The 11555-nt window shown below is 58.7% G+C and carries 8 protein-coding genes; 4 read left to right on the top strand and 4 right to left on the bottom strand.

Going from position 1 to position 11555, the window contains the following annotated elements; genetic code table 11:
• The first annotated feature begins 33 nt into the window (after window positions 1-33).
• The gene (locus ACQY1L_RS19075; protein WP_062578077.1) at window positions 34-789 is read left to right on the top strand and encodes a GntR family transcriptional regulator; all 756 of its coding nucleotides are present in this window, start codon (window positions 34-36) and stop codon (window positions 787-789) included.
• A gap of 162 nt (window positions 790-951) precedes the next feature.
• On the opposite strand, the gene ACQY1L_RS19070 is transcribed toward ACQY1L_RS19075, so the two are convergent.
• Complete coding sequence (locus ACQY1L_RS19070; protein ID WP_430245590.1) at window positions 952-2769, bottom strand: methyl-accepting chemotaxis protein; 1818 nt, start codon at window positions 2767-2769, stop codon at window positions 952-954.
• 344 nt (window positions 2770-3113) lie between these two features.
• Here ACQY1L_RS19070 and ACQY1L_RS19065 point away from each other — a divergent pair, with 344 nt between their 5' ends.
• The gene (locus ACQY1L_RS19065; protein WP_430245588.1) at window positions 3114-4730 is read left to right on the top strand and encodes a putative bifunctional diguanylate cyclase/phosphodiesterase; all 1617 of its coding nucleotides are present in this window, start codon (window positions 3114-3116) and stop codon (window positions 4728-4730) included.
• Window positions 4731-4743: 13 nt separating this feature from the next.
• Window positions 4744-5181, top strand: coding sequence for a BLUF domain-containing protein (locus tag ACQY1L_RS19060; RefSeq protein WP_062459555.1), 438 nt, complete (start codon window positions 4744-4746; stop codon window positions 5179-5181).
• A gap of 74 nt (window positions 5182-5255) precedes the next feature.
• Here the strand turns inward: ACQY1L_RS19060 and ACQY1L_RS19055 are convergent, their stop codons facing one another.
• From ACQY1L_RS19055 to ACQY1L_RS19045, 3 genes are all read right to left on the bottom strand, one after another.
• Entirely contained in the window at window positions 5256-7049 is a 1794-nt protein-coding gene (locus ACQY1L_RS19055; protein ID WP_430245585.1) for a YbhB/YbcL family Raf kinase inhibitor-like protein, read from the bottom strand.
• A 121-nt stretch (window positions 7050-7170) separates the two neighbouring features.
• On the bottom strand, window positions 7171-7440 hold the full coding sequence (locus ACQY1L_RS19050; RefSeq protein WP_062459549.1) for a hypothetical protein: 270 nt from the start codon (window positions 7438-7440) through the stop codon (window positions 7171-7173).
• A gap of 24 nt (window positions 7441-7464) precedes the next feature.
• Entirely contained in the window at window positions 7465-7869 is a 405-nt protein-coding gene (locus ACQY1L_RS19045) for a gamma-glutamylcyclotransferase family protein (RefSeq protein WP_062459546.1), read from the bottom strand.
• Window positions 7870-8362: 493 nt separating this feature from the next.
• Here ACQY1L_RS19045 and ACQY1L_RS19040 point away from each other — a divergent pair, with 493 nt between their 5' ends.
• Window positions 8363-11365 (top strand): DEAD/DEAH box helicase, encoded by a 3003-nt coding sequence (locus ACQY1L_RS19040; RefSeq protein ID WP_430245583.1) that lies wholly within the window; start codon window positions 8363-8365, stop codon window positions 11363-11365.
• The last annotated feature ends 190 nt before the right edge of the window (window positions 11366-11555 follow it).

Below are 11555 nucleotides of genomic sequence, written 5' to 3'. Positions count from 1 at the left end.
ATCACGTGTCAACTCCAAAGAAGAGGCAATTCATTGCCTGATAATTCAGCAAATGCCGCCCGACTGAGCGACCTGTCTCTGCCTCTCTATGAGGTCGTGAAACGACAGATCACCGAGGCGATCATGATCGGCGCCCTGGAGCCCGGCTCCGTGCTGCCGAGCGAGATTGCCCTGGCGCAAACCTATGGCGTTGCTGTCGGAACGATTCGACGCGCGCTGATGGATCTCACCAACGACGGACTTTTGAGCCGACGCCGCAAGACCGGGACCGTCGTGACCGGACGCAAACCGCAGCACGGATTGCGCCTGTTCTTCCAGTATTTTCGTCTTCACGGGCTGGACGGCTCGCTGAGCAAATCCGTTACGAAGGTCACGTCGCTGGAATTCGGCGAGGCTTCGGACGAAACAGCGGCGAAGCTGCAGATTGAAACGGGCCGGCCGATCGTGCATTTCCACCGCGTCCGCTATATCGACGCCCGGCCAATCATGCACGAAACGTTGACGCTGCCGCGCGAGCGCGTCCCCGGCTTTCCGCAGAAGCAGGAGGACATCCCGCCGCTCTTCTATCTGCATCTCCTGGAAAACTACGGGATCCGGATTTCGGCGATCCGTGAACAGATCGGCGCGGACCTGGCATCGGAGGATGATGCACGCTGGCTGAACCTGACGCTTCCAGCCGCAGTCATGACGATCGACGAAGTGGCCTACGACCAGATGGCCGTGCCGGTGCTCATCTCTGCGCACCGGGCGACGACTGCGGACCACCGCTACGTCAACGAGATACAGTAAGCGCGCGATCAAGCTTCAACGCTGAAGCATCTGACGCGATGAGCTTTGCTACATTAGCGCAACGTCTAGCAAACCAAAACGAGATGGCGAAACCGCCGCGAGCGTGATACAGGCTCGCGGCGGTAACAGCCTATTTTCAACGGCTTGGAGCCTATTGTTAACTCAGAATTCTTCCCAGTCCGCAACCGCCAGGGCAGCGGAAGACGAGGCGTTAGCGATCTTGCGCGGCATTGCGACGGCTACCGGGCGATCCGAAATGGGCTGTGCGACCGGTCTTGAAGGGACGGGGCGATGGGCGATCGGATTGCGCTTCTGCAGTGTCTGGCCCGGGGCCCGATCGGTGTCGAAATTGAACTGTTCGAGCAACTGGAACAGCGCGGCCGCTTCCCTTGCCATTTCATGGCTCGCAGCTGTCTGCTGCTCGACCATCGCGGCGTTCTGCTGTGTGCCCTGATCGACCGTGTTGATCGCACGGTTGATTTCGGTCAGCGCGGTGGACTGTTCGCGTGAGGTTTCGACGATCGCGGTGATGTCGCCGTTGATACCTTCGACATGGGTTGCGATCTCGCGAAGGGCGGCGCCTGCCTTCGTGACAAGCGAGACGCCGTTTCCGACATGCGTGCTGGAGGCCGTGATGAGTGTCTTGATTTCCTTGGCCGCTGTCGCAGAGCGCTGCGCGAGTTCACGCACTTCCTGAGCAACGACGGCAAAGCCTTTTCCGGCCTCCCCTGCGCGCGCCGCTTCAACACCGGCGTTCAGCGCCAACAGGTTTGTCTGGAAGGCGATTTCGTCGATCACGCCGATGATGTTCGAGATTGCCTTCGACGACGCTTCGATCTGGTCCATGGCACCAATCGCTTCACGCACCACGTCACCGGAATGGTTGGCATGCTCCTTCGTGCGGGCAACCAGTTGGCCGGCTTCCTCGGCGCGTCGGCTGGAATCCTTCACGGTCGTGGTGATCTCTTCCAGGGCTGCTGCGGTCTGCTCGACAGATGCGGCTTGCTGTTCGGTCCGCTTCGCCAGATCGTCCGCCGATGTGCGAACCTCATTGGAACCGGCCGAAATAGCCTTCGCGTTTTCGGCAACCATCACCATGGCCTGCTTCAGCTTCTGCGACGCGGCATTGAAGTCGGTCCGCAGGCGCTCCAGTGATGGAATAAACGGCTTTGCAATTTGCTGCGAAAGGTCACCATCGGCGAAACGCGTCAGACCTTCCGCGAGGCGCTCGACGTTCTCGACCCGGCCGGTAACATCGGTGGCAAACTTGGCGACCTTGATGACCTTGCCACTGGGATCGAAAACGGGGTTGTAGGAAGCCTGGATGTAAACGCTACGGCCGTCCTTGCTGATGCGGCGGAACTCGTCGGCAACATATTCGCCGCCGCGAAGGCGCTCCCACAACTGCGTGTATTGCGGGGATGCCGCTTCGGTCGGGTCCATAAAGATCCGGTGATGCTTACCCACGATCTCGTTCAAGGAATATCCGAGCGCCGACAGGAAGTTGTCGTTGGCGGTAAGGATTTCACCCTCGGGCGTGAATTCGATGGTTGCCTGCGCGCGGGAAACAGCTGAAAGTTTGGCCGCGCTGTCGAGCCCATTCATCTTTGTTTCGCTGATGTCGTTGGCAAACTTGATGATCTTCAACACCTTGCCGCTGGCATTCTTTACCGGATTGTAATTGCCGCGGATCCAGATTTCCTGGCCGTTTTTCGCAATGCGCTTGAATTCGCTGCACTCGAACGTGCCGCCCTTAAGCTTGCTCCAGAAGGCTTTGTATTCAGGCGTTGCAGCGTAATCTCCGTCGACAAAAATCCGGTGATGCTGACCGATAATCTCCTGCTCGCTGTATCCCATCAGATCGCAGAAGTTTGTATTGGCTCGCAATATGCGTCCTTCGGTATCGAACTCGATGATCGCGAAGGACAGGTCTAAGGCCGAAAGAATTTGATTAGAGTTTGCGCCGAAAAAATCGAACATTACGAAGCCTTGCAATACAGGTGATTGGTCAACCTTCATCGCAAACAATTGTTAAATTAGTAATTAAGACTTGGCAAAAAACAAGAATAAGCCTTTGTAAAAATACATTTAAGCGTTGCTCAATAGTATATTCCTATTACCTAATCTATGTTGGGTAGTCTCACGTTCAGTTTGCCGGAAGTAGAGGCGAGCATCCTGCGCGGCGTGCCCTTCCTGCCGCCATCAGTCCATCTTTAGCAATCGATAACCCTCTCTCGACAAACAGTCATGTCCCGGGGCTTGGCATCCATTGCCTAGAAACGTTTGCGGATTACCTCTCGGTCAACTCCGAACGGTAACCAACCATGAACGCTGTGACGTCTATCCTCCACACATTGGAACCTCATCCGTTTCAGCTTCTCAACACCGAGAAAATACTAGAGATGTTGCCGCGCCCGGTCTTGGTTGTCGGATCCGATGGTCTCGTCGTCTACGCCAACAAGGCGAGCGAAGTCTCATTCGGCGCATTTCCCGGGGGCGCTGTCCACGCGCTTTTTACTGGCCTGGTCACAGACCTGCCCGACACCAGCTGCGCCCCGGTTTCAGTCACGTCCATCCATAGCGGTGAGAGCTTCGATGCCGCGTTCGTCTCTTTCGACGACGGGCAGTATCTCGTTGACCTGCGACCTGCATCGCAGAACCAGGGCATCGCCATCAAGACCGATGTCGACGAACTGACGGGCCTTGCCAAGCGGAACGCCTTGCTGTCGCACCTGTCGTCTGCTTTGAGCAACGGTTCTAAATCTTCATCGATCGCCGTCCACTGCCTCGATCTTGACCGCTTCAAGATAGTCAACGACACGCTGGGACATGCAACAGGCGACCTTCTTTTGAAAAAGGTGGCCGACCGCCTCAAGGCCGCGTGCCGCAAAAGCGATGTCGTTGCGCGTCTTGGCGGGGACGAGTTCGTGATCCTCCAGCATGATGTCGATGATCTTGCTGCGGCCGAAAAACTCGCTTCGCGGATCGTGGACCTTGTCGGCCGCACCTATGTTCTGAACGGTCACACAATCAATATCGGCGCAAGCGTCGGCGTCGCCTTTGGCGCTGATGCGCTCCAGCCAGACGACCTGCTCCGCAACGGTGATCTTGCTCTCTATGAGGCAAAGAAGGCCGGGCGTGGACGTTACCGCATGTTCGAAAGCGGGATGGACGCTCTACTCCTCGGACGTCGGGAAATGGAGATCGATCTCCGCCGCGCGCTGGCCCTGAAGCAGTTCAAGCTGAACTATCAGCCGTTCCTCGATGTCTCGACCAAACGGGTGGATGGCTTCGAGGCCCTGCTCCGGTGGGAACATCCCGTCAAAGGCAACATCCCGCCTCTTTCCTTTATCTCGCTTGCGGAGGAAAACGGCCTGATCGTCAAGATCGGCGAATGGGTTTTGCGTACAGCCTGCCTGGAGGCAATGTCCTGGCCGAATGATATGATTGTCGCCGTCAACGTCTCGCCGCTTCAGTTCAAGGCGGACACACTGCTGGAAACGGTCGCATCGGCGCTAAGGCACTCGGGATTGCCAGCCCATCGTTTGGAAATCGAAATTACCGAGGGCGCCCTGCTCGATGACACGGATAACGTCATCCAGACGCTGAATGCCATGCGCGCGCTTGGCGTCAGAATCTCCATGGACGATTTCGGCACTGGCTATTCGTCCTTGAGCTACCTGCAGAAGTTTCCGTTCAACAAACTGAAGATCGATCGCTCGTTTGTTGCCTGTGACGACGCAGACAGCGAGGCGATCCTGCGATCAATCGCAAGTCTCGGGACGAGCCTCGGGATGTCGATCACGGCTGAAGGCGTCGAGACGGCGGAACAGTTGGCGCGCATTCGTGGCGAACGCTGCACCCATGTGCAGGGCTATCTGACGGGACGGCCGATGGGCACGGATCAGATTCCGGCGTTCCTGGCACAACACATTTTATAAAGGGGAACTGATAATGGATAACAGCTTGTATCGCCTGGTCTACTACAGCCGCAACCAGATCGGCGACGATGGCGCGGCGTTTAGCTCAAACGTCGACGAGATCCTGGCGAAAAGTCGGGTGAACAATCTGCGTGACGAGATCACCGGGGCGCTTCTGTTCAACGCGGGCTGCTTCGCCCAGGTTCTGGAAGGTCCGCTCGAGCGGGTGGAAGCCGCATTCGAGCGCATCCAGCAGGACGAACGCCACGGCGAAGTTTCGCTGCTGGCCGTGGACCCGATCAGCCATCGGTATTTCCCGAACTGGGCAATGGGTTTTATCGGGACATCCGAAGCCCACGCAAAGCGCTTCGCCGACGTCGGCTCGTCAAGCGGTTTCGATCCGTCCCGGCTGAGCGGCGAGCAGATCCATACCCTGTTGCGAGACCTCGCAATCGAAGAAGAGGCCGCCTGATTCCAGTACGGCCTCCTCCTATAAAAACATCGTCTACTGCTGAGCGTTGTATCGGGGCGTGATCGGACGAAGCCTTACTTCTTCGCAGGATCGACCTTCTGCTGGTAGCGACCCACGATCTCACCCTTGCCGATCACATGACCGGCCACTGCGGCGAGAAGAGCATCCCGGTCGGATGTCGGGGGAAGAGCCAGCATCTCGTCAAGCGCAAGAACCTGGAAGTGATAGTGATGCGCCGGGTCGCCGGCCGGCGGCTTTGGTCCGAAATAGCCGTGACTGCCGGATGTGTTGCGGCCTTGAAGGACGCCTTCCGGTTCGACGAGGCGGAGCTGTTCCTGCAACCCTTCCGGCAGGGACGTCACCGTTGCCGGGATATTCCACGCCAGCCAGTGAACAAACGGCTTGGTTGGTGAGGAGCCTGGATCCTCTACGATGATCGCGTAGGACGCGGCCTTCGGGACGGCCTTCCAGCTGATCGCAGGTGAGACACTCTCGGCATATTCGCTATGACGCTGCGGCATGAGTTCGTCGTTGTCGAAAGACGAGGACGAGACGGATACGCTGCCTTCCGTCTTGGTCTCCGGGCGATCCATGGCCAGTGGCACATCGATACCTTTGGCGGCCTGCGCCTTCATAGGTTCAACGGGCGCAGCGGGCTGCGCTTGTGCCTTTTGCGCGTCGCCGGTGTAAGCCACCCTGTAGATGACACCGTTTGCATCGTCGGCCATCAGCAAGGCGCCATCCTTGGCGACGGCCAGTCCGACCGGTCGTGCAAAATGCGTCTTGCCACCATCGCTGAGGAAGCCGGTGACGAAAGGTTCGAAGGATTTCGGCTTGCCATTTTCGAAGTGAATGCGAACAATCTCGTATCCGGATGCCGGGTTACGATTCCAGGATCCGCGCATGGTTGCAAACGCATCGCCCGAGAACTCGGCCGGAAACGACGTTCCGCTGTAGAATTTCATCTGCATGGGGGCTGCGTGTGCCGTGTAGCCGAGTTTCATCGGATCGCTCTGCGCCTTCCACTCCTTCTTGGTCACCCCGCCGACCGGTGTCGACTGCGGATAGATGTCGCCTGCTCCGTAAACATGCGGCCAGCCATATTGCTTTCCCTGTTCGATGAGGTTGAGCTCTTCTGCCTGCACCTCATCACCGAGGAGATCGATGCCATGGTCGAGCCCCCAAAGTTCACCGGTCTCGCGGTTCCAGTCGTAGCCGATCGTGTTGCGAAGGCCGGACGCGAAGATGGTGCGGCTCTTGCCATCAGGGGTCGTCCGGAGCACCGTTGCGTTTTCGGCATTGCTTTCGTTGCAGGCGTTACAGGTGGAACCGACGCTGATGTAGAGCATGCCATCAGGACCGAACTCCATGACGCGGTTGGGATGCTGTCCGGAATCCGGCAGATCGCCAATGATCATTTCAAGTGGCCCGAGCGTGCCGTCGTCCTTGATGTCCGCGACGAACACCTCTTTGACCGTGACGAGGTACAGCCTGTTATCCTTGATTGCCAGACCGTGGGCCTGCGCACGCGCTGCCACTTTCACCGGTGCGCCGTCGGCCTTGCCGTCGCCGTTCTCGTCCTTCAGCAGCAGCACGTCGCCTTCCTCGCGGCGGCTGACATAGATATAGCCCTTATCCGACACGGCGATGATGCGGCTGTTTCCGAGACCCTGGGCGAAAGGCTCAACGGTGAAACCTTCCGGCGCCTTCAAGGTGGCGATCCGTTCCGCGGTTGCCGGAATCTTGTTCGGCTTGAACACGTTGGTCGTGATCTGGACTTCGGTTCCATCGCCCTGCTGTGCATAGGCTGCGCTGCTCAAGAATACCGCGGTCGCGACCGACGCGACGCCAAGAAGTCCAAATTTCATCACTGTATCTCTCTCGTTGACTCGCCCCGTAACCATCAACCGGAGCCATAGTTCCTCCACCGAGACGCGGAGCGAGAGCACCGCCGTGGTTTGAGACGTCAAATCGAACGAGTGCGCAGTGTCATCCTTTCGGTGGCTTTGGCAAAGGGTTGCCAAACAGATCAACCGGATCGGGAACCGCCGACGCGCTCCCCTTCTGGTCGTCGGATAGTCTGCCACCAAAGGAGCGCGAACTGTTCGGCCTTCCGGCCCACAGCACCATTTCGATCTTTTCTCCGGCCTTGATATCTCTGTGAGCGATGAAATAGCCGCGGTGGTCCGGTGCGCGCTCGTGGCCGGCTTTTTCATTTTCGAATAGGCTGACATCGCCGGGCTTTGCCTCGTAGCGCATCGTGACGTCCCTCTTGTCTTGTCGTTACCGGTCCCATGGCGGGATAAATCTGCGGTCGTTATAGGCGGACAGGAAACCGGAATGGATGGGGTCGAGCCAGTTCTCGTCTTTCAGAAAGACAAGGGCATCATGAACGAGACCGCCACCCGATGCCTGAACCTTGAGCATTGCCCGGAAACTTCCCTCTTCACCAACGTCTTCCAGCTTATCCAGAACCGGCAGATCGTTTTCAGGGACTTCAAACAACTCCCCTGTCACCTGCAAACCGGTTCCCGGTTGTTCGAGCATCATCGGCCCGTAGAATGGTGCTGCTATCAACAGGGGGTAGGGCTCGACCGTCACTACATCCCCGATATATTCCGAATTCCCAAGCCCCTTATCGTGAAGCGCAAAGCCTCTTTTCAGGGTGCCGTAAATGAACACTTTCACATGGTTCTCCTATCCGTGAGGTCGAATAACCCGCTCGTCATCGACCTGTTCCGTGCACGGCAACGCGGCATCCGGTCGCTGATCTCTCACCGTCATGGCGGCCTGACCGCGTGAAGAGAAAACTCAAAGTTCGAAGGGAACAGGGCGCGACAAACTAAGTTCTTGCAGCCTGATAAAATTGCTGACGCGAGAATGGCAGGTTCATGTGAGTATCGTTGAGTCCCGAAATGAAAACGCCCCCTCTCCCCTCCCCGCATCGGAACAGACCCCGCATCTGAAACTACCGCCGGGTTTGGTGGCAACCCGGCTTGAGGCATCGCTCCGGAGCTCCGGTCGTTCGCTCTGCTATGTGGCATTGAGCGAAAATGCTGCGCAAAAAACAGCGGATGCCATGGCAGCGCTCTTTCCCTCGGTCCAATTCATTGTTCTGCCGCCTTGGGACTGCCTTCCCTATGATCGGGTTCCGCCCTCGCGGCACTGCATGGGTCGACGCATGGACGCATTGCGGATATGGACCAGGCCAAGCGACACGCCGCGACTGCTGCTGACATCGATCGACGCGACGCTGCAGCGCATTCCGCCGGCGGGGGTCATCGCAGATGGCCAGATCGAACTGGTGGTCGGCCAGCCATTCGATCGCGAGGCATTCCTGAATTTCGTCAGACGATCAGGCTATGTGGAAGAGGGCGTTGCCGACGATCCCGGCGAACTGGCGGTGCGCGACGGGATGATCGACATCTATCCCGCCGGCGCCCCGGGCCCAATGCGCATCGTCCTGTCGGAAGACGATCACGTGACCGAATTGCGTGGATTTGACCGCGTCTCGCAGCGAACCGAGAGCTACCTTGAACGGTTGAGCTTCGGTCCGGCATCCGAAGCCATACTCGCAGACGTCATTGCGGTAGCCCCTGCTCCAAAATCTGAGACGATGGAGCGCCAGCTTTCCCGCCTCTACCCGGACATGGTGACGGTTTTCGATATCCTCGGCAATGCCGCTTTGACTGCGGCTCCGGGCGCAGCAGACCGGGTCGTACGGAATCTGGAAATCATCGACGACGCCCGCCAGTCCCGCACGGAATTCGGTAAGACCGGAACATCCTCTCCTTGCTCGTTCTATCTTGACAGCGAGGAGTGGGAACAGCGCTTCACCGGCGTGCAGACCAGCGCACTGGATCTCGAACAAGGGGGTGAACTGCCTTCCGGGGCGTCTGATGCGGACCCGCGCAAGGCACTGGTCAAATTTGCACAGGAACGCCTGGGCGATGGAATGAAGGTTGTAATTTCCGGGCATGGCAAGGCATCAGAGGCGCTTTGCCGCCGTGTCGCGAAAGCAACTGGCGTATCGCCTCGGTTCGTCGACAGCTGGACGCAGGTGATGGACGCCGAATCCGGCGCGCTTTTGAAGCTCGCCTGCGCCCTCGATCACGGGTTCCTCGACGTCGCGCAAAATGTTGCTGTGATCGCCGCGGGCGACGAACACCGACATGTTTCAAGTGCAACTTCCTTTCTTGGCGAACCAGATCTTCGGATCGGCGACGTCGTCGTCCACGAAGATCACGGCATTGGCATTTTAAAAGATCTGGAGAGCATCGCCGTTGCAGGTGTCGCGCGTGGCGCTGCCCGTCTGGAATATCGCGAAGGTGCTTCCGTGCTTGTTCCGATGGAAGAATTCGGAAAGCTGTGGCGCTACGGTTCCGAACCCGAGGCGGTCTCGCTCGATCGTCTTCACACCGACGCCTGGCAAAAGAAGCACGAGAAGATTGTCGCGGACATCAAATCGACGGCGCGTCATTTTTCGACCATCGCAAAGCACAGGCAGGCCTCGCCGGCCGAGACGTTCATTCCTCCCCGCGCCGAATTTTCAGCCTTCACCCGACGGTTCCCTTTCGCCGAAACACCAGATCAGGCCGAAGCCATCAAGGCCACGCTTTCCGATCTCGCGTCCGGGCGTGCCATGAACCGCCTTGTCTGCGGCGATGTCGGCTTCGGCAAGACAGAGATTGCACTGCGCGCCGCAGCAGCGGTAGCACTTGCGGGCGGTCAGGTGGTCGTCATCGCCCCAACGACTGTTCTCACACGTCAGCATTTCGCCACCTTCAAGCGACGCTTCGAAGGAACAGGCATCTCTGTCGGAATGTTGTCACGGCTCGTCAAGCCAAGCGAGGCGAAGCAGGTCAAGGCGGCGTTGGCCGAGGGTGAAATCGACGTTATCGTCGCGACCCATGCGATCCTTGCAAAAGACGTGGGCTTTGCGCATCTCGGGCTTTTGATCGTGGATGAGGAACATCGGTTCGGGCTCAAGGACAAACGGGCCATGAGCGCGCTCGCGCCGACCCTCCACACGCTCGCCATGTCGGCAACACCTATCCCACGCACCTTGCAGTCGGCAATGGTCGGAGTTCAGGAGGTCAGCCTGCTGACGACTCCGCCCGCCCGGCGCCGACCCGTTCGCACATCGCTTGCAGCATTCGACAACGCATCGATGCGCACCGGATTGATGCGAGAATACCGCCGGGGCGGACAAAGCTTCGTCGTGGTGCCGCGCATCGAGGATATCGAAGCCGTCGAGGCGATCCTGCGCAAGATTGTTCCCGAGCTCGCGGTTAAGGTCGCGCACGGCAAGATGCCGGCGGCGACGATCGACGAAGCGATCGTCGGTTTCGCGGACGGCGATGGCGATGTCCTTCTCGCCACCAACATTATTGAAAACGGCCTCGATGTGCCGCGCGCCAATACGATGTTCATCTGGAATGCGGAGCGGTTCGGTTTGGCCCAGCTGCACCAGTTGCGTGGACGGGTCGGCCGTGGAGGCGCGCAGGGCATGACCACGCTTCTGACGGAAGAAGGTGCAGAACTGCCCGAGGAAACGCGCTTGCGGCTTTTGACACTCGTAGAGAACGACCGCCTGGGCGCCGGGCTTGCGATCAGTCTGCGCGATCTCGATTTGCGCGGCGGGGGCGACATCGCCGGCGAGGATCAGGCTGGGCATATGAAGGTCATCGGTATTGGCCTTTACCAGAAGCTCCTCGCGCGTGCAGTCGCGAAACTGGGAAAACGACTTTCGGCCACCAGAAAGCGCGCAATCCTGCATCTCGACGTCGCGGGCACGATACCGGCGGATTACGTGCCGGATCCGGCTGTCAGGCTCAATCTCTATGCCAGACTTCTGCGGGCATCCTCACAGCGCGACGTGAATGATCTGGAAGAAGAGTTCGAGGATCGCTTCGGCGAATTGCCGCAGGAGACGCTGCTGTTGTTGCGCACAACCAGGCTGCAGCTTGCAGCAGGCCATCTCGGTATCGCCAAACTCGAAGCCGGACCGAAGGCGATTGCGATGACCATTGCCAAGATGCCGGCAAGGGTGATTTCGGCCCTGACGAAGAAGATTGCGGCAATCCGGCGGGAAGACCGGCTGATATTTGAGACGGTCGCCCAGACCTGCGACGAGCAGCTGAAGTTCTTCGAGCGACTCATTCTGGCGGCGCGAAGGCCTTGAGGCTTTACGGTTTGACTTGATCGACGATAGCGCGGGCCCGTACTGTGGGCCCGCGAATTTTTGTCAGAACCCCGCGTCGGCGGCTGACGATCTGTCAGTCTCGCGGAGCGCCTCCTGTCCCCGCATATCGCGCCTCTGATGCCTCAACGTGCTCGTCACGTTTGTTGTCCGCATACGCCGTGCTTTCACC

The sequence above is a fragment of the Neorhizobium sp. DAR64862/K0K3 genome (assembly GCF_050500185.1).
In the GTDB taxonomy this organism is placed as follows: Bacteria; Pseudomonadota; Alphaproteobacteria; order Rhizobiales; family Rhizobiaceae; genus Neorhizobium; species Neorhizobium soli.
This window is presented reverse-complemented; position numbering and strand designations above follow the sequence as displayed.

Coding starts and splice junctions, on each gene's coding strand:
- ACQY1L_RS19060 (WP_062459555.1), top strand. CDS start 4,744: ATGGATAACAGCTTGTATCGCCTGGTCTACTACAGCCGCAACCAGATC.
- ACQY1L_RS19055 (WP_430245585.1), bottom strand. CDS start 7,049: ATGAAATTTGGACTTCTTGGCGTCGCGTCGGTCGCGACCGCGGTATTC.
- ACQY1L_RS19065 (WP_430245588.1), top strand. CDS start 3,114: ATGAACGCTGTGACGTCTATCCTCCACACATTGGAACCTCATCCGTTT.
- ACQY1L_RS19050 (WP_062459549.1), bottom strand. CDS start 7,440: ATGCGCTACGAGGCAAAGCCCGGCGATGTCAGCCTATTCGAAAATGAA.
- ACQY1L_RS19070 (WP_430245590.1), bottom strand. CDS start 2,769: ATGTTCGATTTTTTCGGCGCAAACTCTAATCAAATTCTTTCGGCCTTA.
- ACQY1L_RS19040 (WP_430245583.1), top strand. CDS start 8,363: ATGGACGCATTGCGGATATGGACCAGGCCAAGCGACACGCCGCGACTG.